The organism is Nocardia inohanensis NBRC 100128 (assembly GCF_001612945.1).
GTDB classification, from domain to species: domain Bacteria; phylum Actinomycetota; class Actinomycetes; order Mycobacteriales; family Mycobacteriaceae; genus Nocardia; species Nocardia inohanensis.
The window spans coordinates 1-19954 of record NZ_BDBK01000006.1; the positions used below are offsets into that span (position 1 = coordinate 1).

Genomic DNA, 19954 nt, shown 5'->3' on the forward strand with positions numbered 1-19954 from the left:
CGGCAAACCACCAGCGGCGTCACCACGCTGCGGCAAACCACCAGCGGCGTCACCACGCTGCGGCAAACCGCCCGGGGCATCGCCACGCTGCGGCAGACCGCTCGCATCGCCACGCTGAGGCAGACCACCCGAGGCATCGCCACGCTGTGGCAGACCACCAGCCGCGTCACCACGCTGCGGGCGACCACCCGCGGAATCACCGCGCTGCGGAAGACCATTCGCGTCACCGCGCTGCGGGAGACCGCCTGCGGCTTCACCGCGCTGAGGCAGACCGCTCGCTTCGCCGCGCTGAGGCAGACCGCTCGCTTCGCCGCGCTGAGGCAGACCGCTCGCATCGCCGCGCTGCGGTAGGCCGGAGCCTCTCGCATCGCGCGGGGGCAGACCGCCGTTCAGACCCGATTCCGCTCCGCCACGCGCCTGTGGCGGCGCGCCGTTGGAGCCCGGCTCACGCTGCGGCAGACCGCCCGGGGCGGAACGCTGCGGCTGGCCCAGGCCCGGCTCGCGGCCGGGTGCGCCATTGGCTCCGGGCTGACGCTGCGGCAGACCACCGGCCGCGTCACCGCGCTGCGGCAGACCGCCCGGGGCATCGCCACGCTGGGGCAGGCCACTGGATTCAGCTCCACCGCGCTGCGGCGGCAGGCCGACGGAGGGAGTCGCACGCTGCGGGATGGCCCCCGACTGACCGGGCTGCGGGAGACCCTTGCCTCCGTCGCCACGCTGCGGGAGACCGCCCGGTCCGCCCGGACCGCGCTGCGGCATTCCCGATTCCCCCGGTGCGCCCGGACGCGGCGGCAATCCGCCCGCGCCGCCCTGGCGCTTGAGCATATTGGCGGCGAGTCCGCCGCGCGGCTGGGCCGGTGCTTCGCCCGGCTGCCGCGGCTGGAGGTTCGCACCCGGCTGCGACTGCGGGGCGGCCGGGCCGTTTGCGCCCGGATCCCGCTGGGGTAGCCCGGGTCTCGCCCCACCGGGAGCGGCCGGCGGCGCGACGGTGTGCTTGACGGTCGGGCCGTTCACGCCCGGCTGCCGCTGCGGCAGCCCACCCAGCGCCGAGGTGCCGGGGGCCCGCTGCGGCAGCGCCGTGGTCGCGTTGGCGGCCGCCGGAGCCGGAGCGCCGGGCGCGGAGACCGAGGGCTTGGCGCCCGCCGGAATCGGCCCGCTCACACCGGGATCGACGGTGACCATCACATTGCCGGTGGCGGTGCGGGTGACCGCCCGCATCTGCATGGAGGCCGGCGCACCGGCCTGGTTACCGGCGCCCTGCGGCGCGGCGGCCGGAGCCGGCTGCTGCGGATTACCCTGCGGCGGCACCGAGATGGGGCCGCCACCGGAGACGATCAGCGGCTTGGGCACGTGCACGGTCACGGTCACGCCGGGATCGCGCGCGGTGTCGAAGGTCGGCCGCAGCCGCACGGTCAGGCCGTGCCGTTCCGCGAGCCGGCCGACGACGAACAGACCCATGTGGCGGGCGGTGTCCGGGCCGACCTCGGCCACGGCCTCCAAACGCCGGTTGATCTCGGCCATTTCGGCCGGGGGCATACCGATACCGCGGTCCGCGACCTCGATCAGCAGACCCTGGTCGTGCGCCTGCGCGAAGGTGAACTTCACGTCGGTCTCCGGCGGAGAGGCGCGCAGTGCGTTGTCCAGGAGCTCGGCGAACAGGTGCGCCAGGTCGGAGGCGGCGGGCTCGACCAGCGAACCACGCGGGGTCGCACCCAGTTTGACGCGTTCGTAGTCCTCCACCTCGGAGATGGCGGCGCGCAGCACGTCGGCGATCTCGACCGGCGCGGACTTGGTCCGGCGCTGCTTGGTGCCCGCGAGAATCAGCAGGTTGTCACCGTTACGGCGCATACGCGCGGCGAGATGGTCCAGGCGGAAGAGGTTTTCGAGCAGGCGCGGGTCCTTCTCGTCGTACTCCATCGCCTCGATGAGCGAGAGCTGGTGATCGACAAGGGACTTGGAGCGCCGGGCCAGGGTCTCGAACATGTCGTTGACCTGGGTACGCATGGCGGCCTGGTCGGCGGCCAGGCGCAGCGCCTGGCCGTGGATGTCGTCGACGGCGCGGGCCAGCTGGCCGATCTCCTCGTCGGTGTGCACCGGCATCGGCTCCAGCGGCACCTCTTCGGGGTCGGCGCCGTCACGGAGCTGGCTGACCTCTTGCGCGAGGTCGTATTCGGCGACGCGCAGCGCGGCCAGGCGGAGCCGGCGCAGCGGCACGATCATGGCGCGTGCGATCAGTACGGCCAAAGCCATGGCGCCGAGGATGGTGGCGACCACGATGATGGTGTAGCGAATGGCGTCACTGCGCGCGGTCGAGGCGATGGTGTCGACTCGGGACACGATGTCCTTGGTCGCATTGGTCGCGATGGTCTGATACCCGTTGATCGAGGCGACCAGCGAGTCCTTCAATTCGGTGACCGGCAGCTGCCCGGCCTGCGCGGCGGGGCTGTTGACCAGCTGCACGCGGGTGTCGGCCTGCCGCTGGAGTTCCGCGATGAGGGCGTCGCCGTCGGCGAAGCGGTGCGCGAGCACGGCCAGCATCTGCCGCTCGGTGTTCACGCCGATCTGAATGTCCCGCACCCCGTCCTTGGGGTTGGTGCTGCGTAGCGCCTCGGCCATGCCGGCGACTTCGTTGAAGAGCATCCAGCGCGAGTTCAGCGAGTCGACCAGGCGCAGTTTGGCCTGGTCCACATTCTTGTCCGAGATGGTCGCCACGATGGATTCCACCGTGCGGACGCTGTTGCCACGGATCCGCTCGACCTGGGCGACGGTGTCCGGGATGGACTTCGACGGCGCCAGCCCGTTGGCCTTGACCTGCTTGGCGCCCACGATCATGTCGTCGAGCGCGGAACGCGCGCTCGGGATATCGCTCAACCGGGAGGCGGCCTTCTCGGCGAACTGGATGGCGGTGTCCAACTGCACGAGCTCCGGGTCGGAGGTCAGCGACTGGTTCGGGCCCAGCATGACCATCTGACCGGAGGCGACCTGTGCCGCCTGCGCACTCAAACCGGTGATCGCCGGGATCACCCCGACGTGATCGACGGCCGTCGAGAGACGGCTCGACTCGGCGAACTCCGCCGAGATCCTCGACGCTCCGAGCACAACCGCGACCAACAAAGGCACGGCGAGCACCGCCGTCACCTTCCATCGCAGGTCCCAGTTGCTCAGCGCCCAGCGCTTATTGCTGCCGGACCTTGCGGCGTCACGCATCTCCCACTCACTTTCCAAACTGGCCCCAGCCACGCGCCATCAGCGAGCCTCCGCGATCGCACGCTTGGCCCGTCAGACGGAGCTGACCGAGAACGGCGGCTGGCCGAGAAATTGCGTCCATGACGGCCGAAATATGTGACATGCGATTCTAACGGATCAATAACTTCTTGTGTGACCTCTTGGCAACCACCGGTCTCTGACCTGCCGTTTGCAGGCAAAATCAAAGGTCGCGGCGTCCGCCCGGACGTCGCGTGAAGTCTGCCACAATCAGGCTGATCTATCGAGGCGGGCATCATCAGCGCTCGTAAGGGACACATGGGCCGCTCGTAAGGGACACCAGGCGGAGCAGGGAGCAACGGGGTTGAACGCGAAGCAGGAGTACCGACCGGCGTATCAGTTGAGCCTGGTCGATCCCTCCGAGTTCTGGCTCGCCGCGGCCGAAAGCATCAGCTGGGACGTGCCTCCCACGCAGATTGTCGACAATCAGTCCAAGCCGACTGCCCGTTGGTTTCCGGACGCTCGCCTCAACACCTCCTACAACGCGCTGGATCGGCATGTGCGCGAGATCACAGCCCCCGACGGCTCGTCCGGCGGTCAGGAGGGGGGTCGCGCGGATCAGCCCGCCCTAATATACGACTCCGCTATGACCGGCGCCAGGCGTGTTTACACATATGCCGAGTTGCTGGACGAAGTCGCCCGATTTGCCGGATCCATGCTGCGCCTTGGGGTTCGAACCGGCGAACGCGTCGTCATCTATATGCCGATGATTCCCGAAGCGGTCATCGCAATGTTGGCCTGCGCTCGCATCGGAGCTGTGCACTCGGTGGTTTTCGGCGGGTTCGCCGCACACGAATTGGCCGCTCGCATAGACGATGCCGAGCCTGTGCTGATAATCACAGCCTCCGGTGGTCTGGAACCCGGTCGGCGTATCGAATATCCACCGATCGTTTTGCAAGCGCTCGATATCGCCGAAACCACTGCTGTCCGTAATGTTTTGGTGAAACAGCGGGATGGCTTTCCGACCATTCGTTTTGCTGCCGAACAAGCGGCCACCGAATTCCTGCCCGCGTCCACCGAGACCGTGGCGGCGCACTGGCTGGACTGGGACGCGGCCATGGCCGGCGCCGAGCCCGCCGATCCGGTATCGCTGGCCGCGACCGATCCGCTCTACATCCTCTACACCTCCGGGACCACCGGGAAACCCAAGGGCGTGGTGCGCGACAACGGCGGGCACGCGGTCTCGCTGGCCTGGTCCATGCGCAATATCTACGACGTCGGCCCGGGGCAGGTGATGTGCACGACCTCCGATATCGGCTGGGTCGTCGGGCATTCCTACATCGTCTACGCGCCGCTGCTGGTCGGCGCGACCACCGTCCTCTACGAAGGCAAGCCGATCGGCACCCCCGACGCGGGCGCGTTCTGGCGGCTGGTCGACCGATACCGGGTGCATGTGATGTTCACCGCGCCCACCGCGCTGCGGGCCATCCGCCGCGCCGACCCCAATGCCGAAGCGGCGCACCGGCACGACCTCTCCTCGCTGCGGGCGCTGTTCTGCGCGGGTGAACGCCTGGATCCGGCCACCTACGAGTGGGCGGTCGGCACGCTGCTGGCCGAGCGGCCGGATTGTCCGGTGGTGGATCACTGGTGGCAGACCGAGACCGGCTGGCCCATCTGCGCGAATCCGCTCGGGCTGCAACAACTGCCGATCAAGGTGGGCTCGGCCTCGGTGCCGGTGCCCGGGTACCGGCTGCGGGTGCTGGACTCCGAGGGCAATGCGGTGCCGCCGCACACCGAGGGCAATATCGTGATCGGGCTGCCGCTGCCGCCCGGCACGCTGACCACGCTGTGGCGGGACGACGCGCGCTTCGATCGCTCCTATCTCTCCGCCTATCCCGGCCACTATCTGACCGGCGACTCCGGCTTCTTCGACGAGGACGGCTACCTCTATGTCCTCGGGCGCAGCGACGATGTGATCAATATGGCGGGACACCGGCTGTCGGCGGGCGGCATCGAGGCCGCCATCGCCGGGCATGCGGCGGTCGCCGAGACCGCGGTGGTCGGCATTCCGGACGAGCTCAAGGGCCAGCGGCCGATCGGATACGTGGTGCTCAAGGCCGGTGTCGACATCGATGCCGAGCAGCTGCGGCGCGAGGTCATCGAGCGGGTGCGCGACCGGGTGGGAGCCATCGCCACCCTGTACGACGTGGTCGCGGTGAGCGCGCTGCCCAAGACCCGCTCCGGAAAGATCCTGCGCCGCACCATGCGTCAGATCGCCGCCGGGGATTCGTGGGAGGTGCCGCCGACCATCGAGGATTCGGCCATGCTGCCCACCCTGGAGAAGCAGATCCGGGATGCGGTGACGCTCATGGAGGACAAGGAGCGGATCGCGGCAGCCGAGGCCGCCGCGGCCATGACCATGCCGCTCCGCCGCATCGACCCGAACACCCTGGGCGCCGAGCCCGGGGGCGACGACCCAGCCGGACCCGCCTGACGAACTCCGGGACGGGCCCCGAGTCCCTTCCCTCACAGGCTTCTCAGAAAAGACTCATCCCGCTCCCATGCGGGTGAATTAGCGTCGTGCGGGCGCGAATCGAGGGATTCGCGCCCTGATGATGGGAAGGTCGACGATGAGAATCGTTCGTAATCGCCGGATGGCCGCCATGGCAGGCGCCGGTGCGCTGGCCACCGTTGCGCTGGCCCTCGCTCCCGCCACCGCCTCCGCGAGCCCCGCGGATATGGTTGCGCCCCTGCTGAATACGACCTGCACCTGGTCGCAGGTGGACGCCGCGCTGCACGCCAAGGCCCCCGCCCTGGCCTCGATCCTGGATCAGAACCCCGACACCAAGGCCGAATTGAAGGCCAAGTTCGAGCAGTCCCCCGAGGCCCGCCAGGCCGAACTGGACGCCTACCTGGCCGCCAATCCGGACGCCGCGAGCCAGGCCGCGAACAACCCGAACGCGAGCGGAATCACCGCCGCCATCCAGCAGGTGGCCGACTCCTGCCACAACTACTGAGGTAGCGACGGCAGAATGGAGCCCGTGGTCGAACGCGGAGAGCTACCTACGGTCCTGGTCGTGGATGACGACGAGGATGTGCTCGCATCGGTCGAACGTGGGCTCCGGCTCTCCGGTTTCCGGGTGCTGATCGCCCGGGACGGCGGCGCGGCCCTGCGCAGCGTGTCGGAGGAATCGCCCGACGCGGTGGTGCTCGATATGAATATGCCGGTGCTGGACGGCGCCGGCGTGGTGACCGCGCTGCGCGCCATGGGCAACGAGGTCCCGATCTGTGTGCTGTCGGCGCGCAGTTCGGTCGACGATCGCATCGCCGGGCTGGAATCGGGGGCCGACGACTATCTGGTCAAACCGTTCGTGCTGGCCGAACTGGTGGCGCGGATCAAAGCCCTGTTGCGCCGCCGCTCCGATGTTCCCGCCTCCTCCATTCCGGGCGCGATCACGGTGGGCCCCTTGGAGGTCGATGTCGCGGGCTATCGCGCGTTGCTGCACGGACGCGAAATCGAGCTCACCAAAAGGGAATTCGAGTTGCTGTCCACGCTGGCGCGCAGTGCCGGGGTGGTGCTGAGCCGGGAGCGCCTGCTGGAATTGGTGTGGGGCTACGATTTCGCCGCCGACACCAATGTGGTGGACGTGTTCGTCGGATATCTGCGCCGCAAACTCGAGGTCGAGGACACCCCGCGCCTGTTGCACACCATTCGCGGCGTGGGATTCGTGCTCCGCGCACCGAAATGACCGGCGCGCCGCACGTTTCGGAGGAAATGCCGGTCGAGCGCCGGCACTCCTATTCGCTGCGCACCCGGGTCGCGGCGGCGGCGGCGCTGGGCGCGACCATAATCGTGGCCATTCTGAGCTGGGTCACCATCTACGCCATCGAGCGCAACAATCTCACTCAGACCGATCAGCAGTTGAGCATGGTCTCGCAGGTGATCCGCGTGCAGCCGGTGTTCGCGGTGCAGATCATCAAATTGCTCGGGCCGAATGCGGATTTCGCGGTGACCGTGCGCAATCAGAACGGCGTGATCGCCAGTACGTCGACGCAATTACCCCAGCTCACCCCCGGCAATCGCACCGTGACGGTGGGCAGCGACACCTATCGGGTGCTCACCACCAATACCTCCAACGAGAATTCCGAAATCACTGTGTCGCTGGGGATTCCGACCACCGCGACCGAGCGCGCCACCTCCGATCAGCGGCGCTGGGTGCTGCTGGCCGCGGTGCTCGCGGTGACCGCGTCGGCCGGGCTGGGCTGGCTGTTCGGCGGGCGCGCGGTGCGGCCCATCGCCGATCTCACCCGGGAAGTGGATCGGCGCGGCTCCGCGGGGGACACGGAACCCGCACTGGCCGTGGATGGTTCGGGCGTCAAGGAGGCCGAGAAGCTGGCCGAGGCGGTCAACACCATGCTGGAGCGGGTGGACCGGGCGCAGGCCGAGACCGCCGCCGCGCTGGAGACCGCGCGCGATTTCGCCGCCGTCTCCGCACACGAACTGCGCACGCCGCTGACCGCCATGCGCACCGATCTGGAGGTGCTGAGCACCCTGGATCTGGACGAGGCGCAGCGCCGCGAGATCCTGACCGATCTGCAACGCGGGCAGAACCGGGTGGAGGCCACCCTGTCCGCGCTGGAGCGCCTGGCCCGTGGCGATCTCACCGATGAACGCGATCACGTGAGCACCGATGTCAGCGAGCTCTGCGATGCCGCCGCCCACGACGCCATGCGGCATTTCCCGTCCCTGAAGGTGCATATGGACACCCCGCCGGAGCTGATCACCCGGGGGCTGCCCACCGGGCTGCGGCTGGCAATAGACAACGCGCTCACCAACTCCGCCCGGCACGGGCGCGCCACCGAAGCGCTGATCACCGCCTATCGCGCGGTGAACGGGCACATCGTGATCGTGGTCGACGACAATGGCAGCGGCATCCCGCCGCAGGAGCGCGAAGCCGTGTTCGAGCGTTTCTTCCGGGGCAGCCGGGCCAGCAAGGGCGGTTCCGGGCTGGGCTTGGCGCTCGTCGCCCAGCAGGCCCAATTGCACGGCGGCCGCGCCTATTTCGACGAATCACCGCTGGGTGGTGCGCGATTGGTGCTGGATCTGCCGGGTTAGCGGACTTTACCGAACTCTCAGACATTCGCCAGAGCCGACCGCAATCAATACCTCTACGGTCTTTATGGTGTCCGGAAAACGCACCCGCCTCGCCCTATTGGTACTCGTGCTCGCCGTCGCCGCCGCGGCCGGCGCGGTCGGTTATCTGCGCTGGTCCGCCACTGCGCCGACCGGCGTGGCGATCATCAACGGGGATACCGGCAAGACCGGCGCGACCATTGTGAAGGCGTTGCAGGACAGCGGGTCCCGGGAGTGGACCGAGGTGGATTCGGCCTCCACCGACGATTACGCGGTGATCGTCACCCTGCCCACAGATCTCTCCGATTCCATCGCCTCGCTGGCCACCGATAAACCGCACAAGGCCCAGGTCGAGGTGACCAGCAATGACAATGCCGACGCGAACCTGGTGAACGAGGCGGTCAACGAGGTCACCAAGAAGATCGGCGCGAGCGGGCTGGACACCCTGTTCGCGAGCATGAACTCCGCGCGCGGACAGGTCTCGCAGGTGGCCTTGACCGCGAACATCCTGGGCGCGGGCGTGCAGGCCGCCGCCGACGGGGCGAGCCAGTTCACCGGCAGCGCCGACGAGATGCGGAGCTTCCTGGAACAGGCGAAAACCGGTGCGTCGCAGCTGACTTCAGGCATCGATTCGCTCAACACCACCCTGAACGCGGCTACCTTGCAGGCGAATCAGCTTGCCGCGACCCTGGATTCGACCGGCGTCACCATCGGCCAGGTCACCTCGACGGCGAGCCAATTGAGCAATGGCCTGAACATCGTGCTGCCGGTGCTGCGGGGCCTGCCCTTCGCCGCCGATCCGCAGCTGGCCGCGGTCATCACCCAGCTGGAGGGTTTGCAGAACATCGCGAACCAGGCGAATGACCAGCTCAGCGGGTTCGCCGCGCTCACCGGCACCGCCGTCACCCCGGATACCCAGGTCGGTCAGCTGCTGCGCGATGCCGCGTCCCGATTGGGCGACGCGGGTTCGCAATTGAATCAGGGCGCGGATCTGGCCAAGAGTATTCCGGGGATAGCCGATACCGCCGGCGCCCAGCTCACCACCGCCATCGCGACGCTCACCTCGGGCGTCACCCAGTTGCAGGCGGTCACCACCACGCTGGGGAATCAGGCCAATCAGGCGCTCGACACGCTGCCGCAGCGCACCGTCGGACAGCAGTCGCAGATCGCCACCATGCTGGCCGATCCGGTGGACATCGTGCGTAAATAGGCCGAAGTTCGCAAACAATCAGCAACATTCGGCGGTTCGCCCGGCTAAAATCATGCCCGAATTGCTCTAATCGACCCGTTTGCTCCACTCCACGGCTCCACCCCAGCGCCATCCCGGTACGGAGAGGAAACGATCGTGAGCATGATGCTCGCCGCACACGACCTGTACGGCTCGGTCCTAGCCCAGATGGGCAACCCCACCGCCGAAACCCCGCCCATGGCGGACAAACTCATGAAGTTGTTCCGCTACTTCACCTGGTTCACCCAGATGTCGGGCATCGCGGCCATCACCTACGGCGGTGGCCGGTTCGCCTGGGAGAAGTGGGGCGGCGGCGGTTTGCAGTCGCCGAAGATGATCGCCAACGCCATGCTGGGCGGCGCGACCGCGACTAGTGCCGGAACCATCATGAACACGGTCGTCGGCTCTTAGAGTTCTAGGGAGAAGCGGGGGCGTTGCCCCCGCACTCCGCTGGAGGTACGACCATGAGCTATCCAAACGACCCCTCGCAGCAGCCCGGACAGCCCGGATACGGCGGCTATCCGCAGCAACAACCGCCCGGTTACGGGTATCCCCCGCCCGGTTACGGCGGCCCCACCCCGCCCTACGCCAGCTGGTTGCAGCGCGTGGGCGCGGCCCTGGTCGACGGGCTCATCATCGGCGTGCCGTCGGGCATTCTCTACATCATCGGCTTCGCCATCGGGTCCAAGGACATGGACTGCACCACCGTCGAGGGCGACTACTCCTACAGCACCGAATGCTCCGGCGGATTGACCGGCGCGGGACTCGCGCTCGTCATCCTCGGCGGCCTCATCGCCTTCGCCCTCAGCCTCTATTTCATCTACATGGAGGGCACCACCGGCCAGACCCCGGGCAAGAAGATCCTGGGCATCAAGCTGATTCGCGAGGCCGACGGTCAGGTCCTCGGCTTCGGTATGGCGTTCGTCCGCCGCATCTGCCACATCGTCGATTCGCTGCCCTGCTACCTCGGCTGGCTCTGGCCGATCTGGGACGCCAAGAAGCAGACCTTCGCCGACAAGATCCTCAGCACCATCGTCGTGAAGGTCTGATCCGGAAAACACGGAAACCCGGGCCGTAACAGCCCGGGTTTCCGAAACCTGTTGTCAGTTCAGGACATCCAGCAGGTCGATGACGAAGACCAGGGTCTTGCCGCCGAGCTGGTGGCCCGACCCGGCCGGACCGTAGGCCAGCTGCGGCGGGATGGTGAGCTGGCGACGCCCGCCGACCTTCATGCCCGGGATGCCTTCCTGCCAGCCCTGGATCAGGCCGCGCAGCGGGAAGACGATCGACTCGCCGCGGTCCCAGGACGCGTCGAACTGCTCGCCGGTCTCGTACTCGACGCCCACGTAGTGCACATCGACGGTGTCACCGGGCTTGGCCTCGGCGCCATCGCCCACGACGATGTCCTTGATCACGAGCTCGGCGGGTGCGGGGCCGTCCTGGTACTCGATTTCCGGCTTGCTGCTCATAAGCTGTCCTCTTCGACTCGGGGATCGGGATCGTTGATCACCTTAGGCCGTCGGGCGACGCGCCCGGCTCATGGCACCCCCGCCGAATGCCGTCATTCCCCGATCGAGGAGATACGCTGCTCGGCCCCGCGCAGCGTGAAGCGCCGGCGTTCGAAGTCCCAGAACCGGTACAGCGGCCACTGCGCGGTGTGCGCCACCCACGCCCACACGATGAAGCCGCGATGCAGCGCCCGCACGTCATACCCCTGCCCGGCGATGGTGCGCAGCCCGGTCAGCTGGAACCGCCACCAGGCGGACGGGTCGGTGCGCCGCCGCCGCGCCGAGGTCCACGCCTTCATCTCGGGCAGCAGTTCGATGCGCAGCCCCCGCTTGGTCAGGCACAGCGCCAGATCCAGATCCTCGATGACATCCGGGCGCGTCTTGGTTTCGTCGCGGATCTGCTCCCACACCGTGCGCCGCAGTGCGTGATTCGGCCCGTGCACGTTCCCGACCTGACCGCGGAACCGGCCGCGGCGCAGCTGGATCCGGTAGCCGAGCTCGAGCAACCAGCCGACCGGCGAGTCGTAGTAGTAGGTGAGCCCGGTGACCGCCGCCGTCTCCGGATGCGATTCCAGGTGCGCGACAATGGTTTCCGCCCAGTCCGGCGCCACCAGGGTGTCGCCGTCGGTGCGCGCGATGATGTCACCGCCGGCCTTGTTGTATCCGGCATTGCGGGCGATGGCCAGCCCGCGCTGCGGTTCGTGGACGATGATCAGCCGCGGCTCGGCGGCCGCGAACTCCTCGAGCAGCTCGAGGGTGCGATCGGTGCTGCCGTTGTCCACCACGACGATCTCGTCGATCTCGTCCTGCGCGGCCAGCCGCTCCAGCGTCCGCAGGATCGCCCGTTCTTCGTTCAATACCGGAACCACGACTGAAAATGATTGGCCCCCCGACCTTTTGACCATCACTGCTTGTTCACTCCGACTTCATCTCGGTTCGCGTGCACCGGGACGCGGATCACCCACGCGGCTCTCGGTGCACGATGCGAGGACAGTCGAAGCCAGGGGCGGTCCCACCCCGGGCAACAAAGCTACGCCGATCCCGGCGGACCCGCGCGCCGAGCGAGCCTGCGGGTGGCGAGAATGACACGGTGGCCGAAGTTATAGATATCGACGATCCGAGTGATCCGCGCGTCGACGATTTCCGCGACCTCAGCAATGCCGATCGACGCCCTGACCTGCCCGGCGGCAAAGGTCTGGTGATCGCCGAGGGCACGGTGGTGGTGGAACGCATGCTGGCTTCGCGCTTCCGGCCGCACGCACTGCTGGGCGTGGCGCGGCGCTTCGAGCAGCTCGCGGATCAGTTGAGCGGGGTGGACGTGCCCTGCTACCGGGCCACCGCCGAGGTGATGGCGGAGGTGGTCGGCTTCCATCTCAATCGCGGGGTGCTGGCGGTCGCGTCCCGCCCGGCCGAGCTCACCGCCGAGCAGGTGCTGGCCGGCGCGCGCACGGTCGCGGTGCTGGAGGGCATCAACGACCACGAGAACCTCGGTTCGATCTTCCGCAATGCCGCCGGCCTGGGCGCGGACGCGGTGCTGTTCGGCGATCGGTGCTCGGATCCGCTGTACCGGCGCGCGGTGCGGGTGTCCATGGGCCATGTGCTGCGGGTGCCGTTCGCCCAGTTGCCGCCCCTGCCCGGCGGCCTGGACCTGCTGCGCCGCAATGGTTTTCAGATCATCTCGCTGACCCCGAATCCGAAGGCGGAGCTGCTCTCCACCGCCATGACCGGAGCGAAGGTGGCGCTGCTGCTGGGCGCGGAGGGGCCTGGCCTCACCGAGGAGACCATGGCGGCCAGTGACATTCGCGCGCGTATCCCCATGACACCGGGGACCGATTCGCTTAATGTGGCCACCGCCGCCGCCATGGCGTTCTACGAGAGAGTGCGCATCGAGTGAATCCAGGAGCAGCCCCGTGAGTTATCCGCCGGACGGCCCCTACGGCTACGGGTACTCCGAGCCGACCCCGTGGGCGGCCGGCATCACCGTGGCCGTCTGCGTGGGCGTACTCACCGCGGCGGGGGTGTACGCCTTCGGTGACGCACTGGCCCAGGTGCATCCGCTGCTGGCGATCGCGGTGAACCTGATCGCGGTCGGCGGCGCCACCCCGACCGCCTGGCGCTGGCGGTACGCGCCGGTGACCCGCTGGGTGATCGCCGGGCTGGCCGGCGGCGTACTGCTCGGCTGGTTCGCGCTGATCGCGGCCTGAACCTCACGACACCCGGTCGCGCCCGCGCAGCCAGCGCAGCAGCCCGCGCCTGCCGTTCTCGTGCTCGACCCGCGGCTCCGGCGGCGCTTCCGACAGCGGCGCCTGTCCCTTGGGGAACAGCGAGAACCCGCACACTTCGATCTGATCCGAGGTCAGCGCCTCGGCGGAAGACTTTCCGCGGTAATGGAATCCGAGCCATTCCTGATTGGCGGCATCGGCGAAATCGGGCGGGTCGAAGGGCAGCAGCTGCGGGTCGGGCAGCTCCCCCGGCTCGAGTTCGATGGGATGCTCCCCCGCCCAGTGCTCACGCTCCCACACCAGCGGCAGGCCCTCGTCCTCCAGGATGTTCACCCGGGTGGAGCTGAAGGCCCGGCGGAATTCCCCACGCTCCCAATGCGCGAACGCGCCCCAGCCCAACGCGAGATCGTAGGCGACCAGGAAGGTGTGCTCGGAGGCAAGCGGCCGCACCAGCAGCTCCGGCAGCAGAGTGGGGCGGGGCAGCGCGGCCTGCGCCGAGCAGACGACGGTGACGCCGGGATAGCAACCGATATAGACGGATTCGGGGTCGGGCCCGGCCCACACCTTCATGGTGCCGGAGGCGGCGGGCACCACATCGCGGTCCGGGTTGAGCTGCCGGGCCAGCGCCCAGGCCGCCTCGGGATCGGGCCCGGGGTGCGCGCGCAGCACGGCCACCGGGTCGGGGGCATCGACGTACCAGAGGGACGAAACGGTGGACGGCACTTTCCGGCACCTCCCGAACTCATTGCGCAACAGCCCATGACATCTGAGCTAGCTACCTTTTAGCAATCTCGAGCGATCGGGGGCCGACCTCAGTGTTCGAGCCGGACTCGCAATCACTGCCTCTACCAAAAATCTACCCCTGCGGGGGCCGAAATGTCGCAGTTGCGCAACCTTGTTACCGGCGCGCCGGACTCATGATCACGCGGCACGATCATGAAACGCGATCGGATGCCAGCAACCCAGCAGCATCAATCCCGTCATTCCGGCGTGCTTTTGGCCGGAATCCACACGGTTCCATCGAGCTTGCGAATGGATCCCGGCTGAAAGCATGCCGGGATGACGAAGGGCGGAGCTGATGACGAGGGGCTCCGCTTACGGCCGGGACACGGGGTTCAGTGCCCCGAGCTGCGCACGCCTAGGAGTACGTCCTCCCACGACGGCATGGGAGCCTTACCGCCGCGCTTGGCGCGATTCGGCTTCTGCGCAGCCGGTTTCGCGGCCGGCTGGGCCGGTGCGGGTTCCGCGGCAACAGGTTCGGCGGTCGTCGCGGCGGCGGCCGGCAGCTCCGCCGTGGCGGCGGGTGCGGCGGGCGGATTCGGACGCTCGGTCGTGGAGCGCTCGGGCGTGGACCGCTCGTGGCGCTCGGCGACGGGACGCTCGACAGCCGGACGCTCGGCGGTCTGGCGCTCGACGGCCGGACGCTCGGTGCGCTCGACCGGCTGCCGCTCGATCACCGGACGGTCGCCGACCCGGTCCGAACGATCCGGGGCCGAAGGCGGATTCGGTGCGACGGGTGCGGGGGCGGCGGCAGCGGCGGGCACCGGCACGGTGTCCGCGCCGACCGCGGCGCGCTGCTCGAAGTATCCGTCCAGGGACTGCTGGCTGGTGGCGCGGGCGGGCGCGGCCTCGTATTCGGCGGCACGCTCCTCACGCGGTGCGGGCGCGGGGACCGGGGCGTGGTCGATGGCGCGCTCGGTCTGATCCGGCAGGATGGTCGCCAAACCCCGTAGGGCGCGGCCGAAGTCGGGATCGATGAGGTCGGAGGCCGGATCGTCGAGCGGCACCACGGAGCCGCCGTGTGCGTCGGGCTGGTAGCGCCAGTGCGCGGCGATCACCGAACGACCGGCCTGCCACTGCAATTGGGCGACCCAGTAGCCCTTCTCGTCCTTCCAGGCATCCCATTCGGCGACCTCGATATTGTGCCCGCGCTCCGCGAAAGCGGCGGCCACGATGTCGATGAGGGTCTCCACGGCGGGCCCGTCGTTGCGGACCGGGTGCGCCTTCTGCGCCAGCTCGGCCGCGCGCGCACGTTCCAGCAGAACGGGATACGCGAAACGCTCGACCCGAGACAACGGCATACCGGACTCTTCGGTCACCTGCTCCACCGAAGCACCGGCACGGATACGGGCCTGGATATCGCGAGGACGCATCGTGGCTTCCATTTCGATCTCGATCTGGCCGAATCGGGCAAGGTCTCCACGGGCAGCCGCACGCAGCTTGTCATCCGCTGCCAGCCGGTACTTCTGGCCTGTCTCGGTATCGATGCACACGATGTGCGTGGAATCGGGCGTCAACCCGATTACTCGAAGTTCACGCACCGTTACCTCCTTATCGCGTCGGCTCGCGACACCGCCCACGTTCTGGAACAGTAGTGCACTTCTGTGAATCGTGGGGCAAGACACGCGGCGCGGAAATCTGTCGCCAGACTCCCGCGCCGCATACTGTGTCTCATTTGGCCCTGTGCGCCAGGGCCTTTTCCGGTCTCAGCCGATCTTTTCGACGACCCAATCGATGCAGCGGGTCAGCTGCGACACGTCCTCGGGATCGATGGCCGGGAACATGCCGACACGCAGCTGGTTACGACCCAGCTTACGGTAGGGCTCGGTGTCCACGATTCCGTTGGCGCGCAGCACCTTCGCAACCTGGGCCGCATCGACGGTCTCGGCGAAGTCGATGGTGCCGACGACCTGCGAGCGCAGCGCCGGATTCTGCACGAACGGAGTGGCGAATTCGCTGGTCTCGGCCCACGAGTAGAGGCGCGAGGAGGAATCCGCGGTGCGCTTCACGGCCCAATCGAGACCGCCGTTCCCATTGAGCCATTCGATCTGATTCGCGAACAGCAACAGCGTGGCGAGCGCGGGCGTGTTGTAGGTCTGGTCCTTGGTGGAGTTGTCGATGGCGATCGGCAGCGACAGGAATTCCGGAGTCCAGCGACCCGAGTTCTTGATCTCCTCGACGCGCTCCAGGGCCTTCGGGCTCATCAGCGCAATCCACAGGCCGCCGTCGGAGGCGAAGCACTTCTGCGGCGCGAAGTAGTACACATCGGAGTCGGCGATGTTCACCGGCAGACCGCCCGCGCCCGAGGTGGCGTCGATGGCGATCAGCGCGTTCTCCGAACCGGCCGGACGCGAAACCGGAATGGCCACACCGGTGGAGGTCTCGTTGTGCGCCCAGCCGATGAGGTCGACCGACGGATCCGAGGTCGGCTCGGGGGCGTCGCCCGGCTCCGACTTGATGACGATCGGGTCGCCGATGAACGGGTTGCCCTTGGCCACCGAGGCGAACTTCGAGGAGAACTCGCCGTTGCTCAGGTGCAGCGACTTCTCGCGGATCAGGCCGAACGCGGCGGCATCCCAGAAGGCGGTGGTGCCGCCGTTGCCCAGCACGACCTCGTAACCGTCGGGCAGGGAGAACAATTCGCGCAGACCGGAGCGCACCCGCGCCACCACGTCCTTGACCGGCTTCTGCCGGTGCGAGGTGCCGAACACCGAAGCGCCGGCATCCACCAGGGACTGTAGCTGCTCGGGGCGGACCTTGGAGGGGCCGCAGCCGAACCGTCCGTCGGCGGGCTTGAGATCGTCGGGGATGGTCGGGAACGCAGAGGTCATGGCGACAAGGGTAGAGCGTGGCGCGGGTCTCAGCTGCGAGTGGGTAGGCGGTGCAACACGATCGGTGGCCGGGCTTCGGCAAACCCCGGGTATCGCTGTGGCACATGACACACACCCACTACCGTTCACCATCATGAACAAGGCCGCGCACGACCGCTCGGACCCTGCCGCCGACCAGCCGCCCGCCTCCGCGAATCCCGCTCGCGCGGCTCGCCTGCCGGGTGCGCCCCGGCCCGGCCTGTTCACCCGCCTGTCCTCACAATTCGGGTCCAGGGGGCTGAACCGGCACGGGCCGCTGCTGGATCCGGCCGCCCGGCGCGAGCTGCTCATGCACGGGGTCGAAGGCGTCGCGACCGTGCTGGATCGGGCCGCGCGCTGCGATGGCGGGCACGAGTTCTGGGTGCGGATCCGGGTCGAGGACCTGCACCCCTACGAGATCCGGGTGCGGCAGCGGGTGGGCAATGCCGATCTGGAGTGGATGCAGCCGGGCGACATCATCGCCTGCCGGGTCGATCCGGGCGATCGGGAGCGGGTGGTGCTCTATCTCCCCGCGCCCGCCGAGGCCACCCGCACCAATATCGCCAAGATCCTGGCGCACGGCCGCCGCGCCCAGGCGACCGTGCTGGCCGCGAGTCCGGTGGCCGCCGACTACCGCGGGCGCGACAATCCGGTGCTGCGGCTGGACCTGGAATTGCACGCCTGGGACGAGCCCGCGCCATGGCGGGTACGGGTCACCCAGCCGGTGCCGTTGTCCGCGCTGGAGCTGGTGGATCTGGGCCGCCGCCTCGAAGTCGCCTTCTTCACCGTCGACCGCGGCGAATCCGTGGCGATCGACTGGGCAGCCTCCCGCGACCTGTGACGGCTTCGAATCGTCAGGGCAGCCGGACGAATTGGAAGCCGCCGGCCTTGAGCGCGGGCAGCGCGGCGTACATGCCGGGGCCGGTGCCCGAGTTGGGGCGGTGCATGTGTGCGAGCGAAATGCCGCCCGGCTTGGCATTCTTCATGTTCGCCTGCACCTGGGCGGCGGTGGCGGTGGCGCCGAAATCGGCATTGAGGGTGTAGCCGAGCGGGGTCTCACCGAGTTCGCCGACGATCGCGACCGCGAGATCGTCGTAGTGCGCGGTGCCGGGACGGAAGAAGCGGGGCGCGTGACCGGTGAGGGTGACCAATCGTTCGTGATTGCCCCACACCTCGTCCACCGCCTCCTGTGCCGACCCGGTGCCCTTGATCTCGTAGGCGGCGCGGCCGTTCACCGACAGCGGGCGGTGCGCGGTGCCGTGGTTGGCCAGTTCGAAGAGCGGGTTGGCGGCCAGCTGCGCGGCGCGGGCCGGGTTGGCGTCGATCCAGCGCTTGTTCAGGAACAGGGTGGCCGGAATCTGCTGGGCGATCAGCAGACTCAGCAGGTTCTCGTCGATGTCGTTGTTGCCGGGCCCGCCGCAGGCGTCGAAGGTGACGTGGAACTGCTTGCCCACGGCATTGAAACTGCTGACCACGCCGGAGATGTCGGCGCCCCACGATTCCGGTTTCCGCCCCGCGTATTTGGCCGCGATCGCATTCGGATCCAGGGCCGCGGCCATCGGCGCGCGCACCGGCGTCACGTTCAGATCGGTCCGGCTCAAGGGTGGTTCGAGCACCTTGTCGGCCGAATTGCCATTGGCCACACCGCATCCGGCGGTGACGAAACCCGCGGCCAACGCCGCACCCGCGGACAGTAGACGGCGGCGCGATAGTCCTGCGTCAAACACCGGAGCAGGCTATTCGAGGACAAACGCGGTGGCCAGAGCCAGATTCATGATTGTTGCAACCGTCGCGGCCTGGCAACCAGTTCGCCACCGCAGTTGGGGCAGACGTCATGCATTGTTTCCGCGCAGGGCACACAGAAGGAGCACTCGTAGGAGCAGATCCGGGCCGGGCCGTCCGCGGCCAGTTCGGCAACCTCGCAGCGTTCACAGCGAGTTCTCATCTCCAGCGCCATGTCGTACCTCCCGGGTAGTTTTCGGCCGCCCACACCCAATAGTGCCGGGACCCCCGAATATTCGGCGCGACCGATCGCCGCCGATCCGCCAGACTGTAGCCTGGCCCGGCCGTGGTGACGGCGGAGCCGACCACGCGTTCGCTCCGTCGCACGTGGACCCTGCCGGGACTCCGGCTGCCTCGAATTCGCTCCAAGGAAACAAATGACATACCCGAACAACCCCTACCCGCCCCAGCAGCCCGGTTACGGCGGGCAGCCCGGATACGGTGCGCCCCAGCCCGGTTACGGTGCGCCGCAACCGGATTACGGCCAGCAGCCGGGCTACCCGCAGCAACCGCCGCAATACGGCGCGCCGCAGCCCGCCTACGACGCCGCCCAGCAGCCCTACGGTGCGCAGCCCGGTTACGGTGCGCCGCAACCGGCTTACGGCGCTCCGCAGCAGCCCTACGGTGCACAGCCGGCTTACGGTGCGCCGCAGTACGGTTACTCCCCCTACGGCAGCGCGCCCATGGGCGAGTACGCGCACTGGGGCCTGCGGGTCGGCGCGCGCCTGCTCGACGGCCTGATCTTCATGCTGCCCGGCTATCTGCTGGTCGCCATCGCCGGCGCGGTCTTCACCGAGAAGGTCAGCTGCCCCAAGCCGTCGTCCTACAACAGCAGCTACGACTACCACTGCACCGGTGGCGGGGTCTCCGGCGTCGGCACCGTGATCATGCTGATCGGCTACCTGGCCATCCTCGGCGGTGTGCTGTTCAACATCTACAAGGAAGGCACCACCGGGCAGACGGTCGGCAAGAAGATCGTCGGCATCCGGACCATCAAGGAACAGACCGGCCAGCCCCTGGGCTTCGGCATGGCCTTCGTGCGGCAGCTCGCCCACATCCTCGACGGCCTGCCCTGCTACATCGGCTATTTCGCGCCGCTGTGGGACGACCGCAAGCGCACCTTCTCCGACATGGTCATCGGCAGCGTGGTCGTCAAAGCCTGACCCCACTCCGGGAACCCTCAGGGGCTGACGCCCCTGAAACCCCTCGGGCGCTCAGTGGCGGCTCTCCTCGCGGGGAGTGGGCCG

The 19954-nt window shown here is 68.2% G+C and carries 19 protein-coding genes; 11 read left to right on the forward strand and 8 right to left on the reverse strand.

All coding sequences use genetic code 11. The features are described from left to right. Nucleotides 1-3207: ATP-binding protein (locus NI1_RS14030; protein WP_067819735.1), on the reverse strand; the 3207-nt coding region annotated here is incomplete at its 3' end. Between the two features lie 361 nt (nucleotides 3208-3568). Between NI1_RS14030 and NI1_RS14035 the strand changes: the two genes are divergently transcribed. From NI1_RS14035 to NI1_RS14065, 7 genes are all read left to right on the forward strand, one after another. Further along, on the forward strand, nucleotides 3569-5698 hold the full coding sequence (locus NI1_RS14035) for an AMP-binding protein (protein WP_084523180.1): 2130 nt from the start codon (nucleotides 3569-3571) through the stop codon (nucleotides 5696-5698). 136 nt (nucleotides 5699-5834) lie between these two features. After that, nucleotides 5835-6221, forward strand: coding sequence for a hemophore-related protein (locus tag NI1_RS14040; protein WP_067819738.1), 387 nt, complete (start codon nucleotides 5835-5837; stop codon nucleotides 6219-6221). A gap of 15 nt (nucleotides 6222-6236) precedes the next feature. Then, entirely contained in the window at nucleotides 6237-6953 is a 717-nt protein-coding gene (locus NI1_RS14045; RefSeq protein WP_067819740.1) for a response regulator transcription factor, read from the forward strand. Nucleotides 6954-6979: 26 nt separating this feature from the next. Next, nucleotides 6980-8320: a sensor histidine kinase gene (locus NI1_RS14050; RefSeq protein ID WP_067819769.1), complete on the forward strand. Its 1341-nt coding sequence runs from the start codon at nucleotides 6980-6982 to the stop codon at nucleotides 8318-8320. Nucleotides 8321-8384: 64 nt separating this feature from the next. Beyond that, nucleotides 8385-9548, forward strand: a complete 1164-nt coding sequence (locus tag NI1_RS14055; RefSeq protein WP_245663212.1) for a YhgE/Pip domain-containing protein — start codon at nucleotides 8385-8387, stop codon at nucleotides 9546-9548. A gap of 141 nt (nucleotides 9549-9689) precedes the next feature. Next, complete coding sequence (locus tag NI1_RS14060) at nucleotides 9690-9977, forward strand: hypothetical protein (protein WP_174564492.1); 288 nt, start codon at nucleotides 9690-9692, stop codon at nucleotides 9975-9977. A 53-nt stretch (nucleotides 9978-10030) separates the two neighbouring features. After that, complete coding sequence (locus NI1_RS14065) at nucleotides 10031-10615, forward strand: RDD family protein (protein WP_067819743.1); 585 nt, start codon at nucleotides 10031-10033, stop codon at nucleotides 10613-10615. Nucleotides 10616-10669: 54 nt separating this feature from the next. Here the strand turns inward: NI1_RS14065 and NI1_RS14070 are convergent, their stop codons facing one another. Then, nucleotides 10670-11035, reverse strand: coding sequence for an FKBP-type peptidyl-prolyl cis-trans isomerase (locus tag NI1_RS14070; protein WP_067819750.1), 366 nt, complete (start codon nucleotides 11033-11035; stop codon nucleotides 10670-10672). Between the two features lie 92 nt (nucleotides 11036-11127). Further along, entirely contained in the window at nucleotides 11128-11943 is an 816-nt protein-coding gene (locus NI1_RS14075; RefSeq protein ID WP_245663213.1) for a glycosyltransferase family 2 protein, read from the reverse strand. A 221-nt stretch (nucleotides 11944-12164) separates the two neighbouring features. Here NI1_RS14075 and NI1_RS14080 point away from each other — a divergent pair, with 221 nt between their 5' ends. Continuing rightward, nucleotides 12165-12968, forward strand: a complete 804-nt coding sequence (locus tag NI1_RS14080; protein ID WP_067819754.1) for a TrmH family RNA methyltransferase — start codon at nucleotides 12165-12167, stop codon at nucleotides 12966-12968. Nucleotides 12969-12984: 16 nt separating this feature from the next. Next, on the forward strand, nucleotides 12985-13278 hold the full coding sequence (locus NI1_RS14085) for a DUF2537 domain-containing protein (protein WP_067819757.1): 294 nt from the start codon (nucleotides 12985-12987) through the stop codon (nucleotides 13276-13278). Nucleotides 13279-13281: 3 nt separating this feature from the next. Here NI1_RS14085 and NI1_RS14090 read toward each other — a convergent pair whose 3' ends face one another. The 3 genes from NI1_RS14090 to serC form a co-directional block, all read right to left on the reverse strand. Beyond that, entirely contained in the window at nucleotides 13282-14019 is a 738-nt protein-coding gene (locus NI1_RS14090) for a DUF6928 family protein (RefSeq protein ID WP_067819759.1), read from the reverse strand. A gap of 392 nt (nucleotides 14020-14411) precedes the next feature. Next, nucleotides 14412-15617, reverse strand: a complete 1206-nt coding sequence (gene sepH, locus NI1_RS14095; protein WP_067819773.1) for a septation protein SepH — start codon at nucleotides 15615-15617, stop codon at nucleotides 14412-14414. 165 nt (nucleotides 15618-15782) lie between these two features. Further along, nucleotides 15783-16907 carry a phosphoserine transaminase gene (gene serC / locus NI1_RS14100; RefSeq protein ID WP_067819761.1) on the reverse strand — a complete coding sequence of 375 codons (1125 nt, stop codon included), beginning with the start codon at nucleotides 16905-16907 and terminating at the stop codon, nucleotides 15783-15785. 133 nt (nucleotides 16908-17040) lie between these two features. Here serC and NI1_RS14105 point away from each other — a divergent pair, with 133 nt between their 5' ends. Continuing rightward, the gene (locus NI1_RS14105; protein ID WP_245663214.1) at nucleotides 17041-17766 is read left to right on the forward strand and encodes a hypothetical protein; all 726 of its coding nucleotides are present in this window, start codon (nucleotides 17041-17043) and stop codon (nucleotides 17764-17766) included. 13 nt (nucleotides 17767-17779) lie between these two features. On the opposite strand, the gene NI1_RS14110 is transcribed toward NI1_RS14105, so the two are convergent. Then, on the reverse strand, nucleotides 17780-18652 hold the full coding sequence (locus tag NI1_RS14110; protein WP_067819763.1) for a polysaccharide deacetylase family protein: 873 nt from the start codon (nucleotides 18650-18652) through the stop codon (nucleotides 17780-17782). 44 nt (nucleotides 18653-18696) lie between these two features. Next, nucleotides 18697-18882, reverse strand: a complete 186-nt coding sequence (locus tag NI1_RS37180; protein WP_084523190.1) for a DUF1272 domain-containing protein — start codon at nucleotides 18880-18882, stop codon at nucleotides 18697-18699. A gap of 202 nt (nucleotides 18883-19084) precedes the next feature. Between NI1_RS37180 and NI1_RS14115 the strand changes: the two genes are divergently transcribed. Next, nucleotides 19085-19870 carry an RDD family protein gene (locus NI1_RS14115; protein WP_067819766.1) on the forward strand — a complete coding sequence of 262 codons (786 nt, stop codon included), beginning with the start codon at nucleotides 19085-19087 and terminating at the stop codon, nucleotides 19868-19870. Nucleotides 19871-19954: the final 84 nt, after the last annotated feature.